At 47.1% G+C, this 1,331-nt stretch carries 1 protein-coding gene; it reads left to right on the plus strand.

What is annotated here, in order from left to right:
• Window positions 1–68 precede the first annotated feature (68 nt).
• Window positions 69–1,073, plus strand: a complete 1,005-nt coding sequence (locus AC0Z7K_RS24360; RefSeq protein ID WP_485616262.1) for an IS110-like element IS4321 family transposase — start codon at window positions 69–71, stop codon at window positions 1,071–1,073.
• Window positions 1,074–1,331 lie beyond the last annotated feature (258 nt).

The following is a 1,331-nucleotide window of genomic DNA, read 5'->3' on the forward strand; positions in this document are numbered from 1 at the left end:
TTAATGAGATGGTCACTCCCTCCTTCCCGGTACTATGCTGAGGATAGGCTTTCATTCGGAGAACTATCATGGAAAACATTGCGCTCATTGGTATCGATCTGGGTAAAAACTCTTTCCATATTCATTGCCAAGATCGTCGCGGCAAGCCTGTTTACCGTAAAAAATTTACACGGCCAAAGTTAATCGAATTTTTGGCGACATGCCCCGCTACAACCATCGCAATGGAAGCCTGTGGTGGCTCTCACTTTATGGCACGCAAGTTGGAAGAGTTGGGGCATTTTCCTAAGCTGATATCACCACAATTTGTCCGTCCATTCGTTAAAAGTAACAAAAACGACTTTGTCGACGCCGAAGCTATTTGTGAAGCTGCATCGCGTCCGTCTATGCGTTTTGTACAGCCCAGAACTGAATCTCAGCAGGCAATGCGTGCGCTGCATCGTGTCCGTGAATCCTTGGTTCAGGATAAGGTAAAAACAACCAATCAGATGCATGCTTTTCTGCTGGAATTTGGCATCAGCGTTCCACGAGGAGCTGCCGTTATTAGCCGACTGAGTACCCTTCTTGAGGACAATAGTTTGCCTCTATACCTCAGCCAGTTATTGCTGAAATTACAACAGCATTATCACTATCTTGTTGAGCAGATTAAAGATTTGGAATCCCAGTTGAAACGAAAGTTGGACGAAGATGAGATTGGACAGCGCTTGCTGAGCATTCCCTGCGTCGGAACACTGACAGCGAGTACTATTTCAACTGAGATTGGCGACGGGAAGCAGTACGCCAGCAGTCGTGACTTTGCGGCGGCAACAGGGCTAGTGCCTCGACAGTACAGCACGGGAGGTCGGACGACATTGCTGGGAATTAGTAAGCGAGGTAACAAAAAGATCCGAACTTTGTTGGTTCAATGTGCCAGGGTATTCATACAAAAACTGGAACACCAGTCTGGCAAATTGGCCGATTGGGTCAGGGATCTACTGTGTAGGAAAAGCAACTTTGTCGTCACTTGTGCTCTGGCAAACAAGCTGGCCAGAATAGCCTGGGCCCTAACGGCACGACAGCAAACTTATGTAGCATAACGGCAGAAATACACCGGTTTAAAGAATCACTGATCTGGTTTTGCGAATACTGATATTGATGATACTAACGGCCCACCGGCCTGTTGAGGAACCTGTAAAACGGAAAGGCTCATTGAAGCCGTATATTTTCTGGAGGTTCATCAGGCGCGGAACTCATCGAGGCGCGGGAATAAAATCCCATTCAGACGCCGGATAGATTCAAGCAAGCCAATTTATCGTCAAAATCGGTGTTGCAAAAACGGGAGTGACCATAGATTC

The organism is Rahnella sp. 1L-D-7-B-C2, assembly GCF_057290995.1.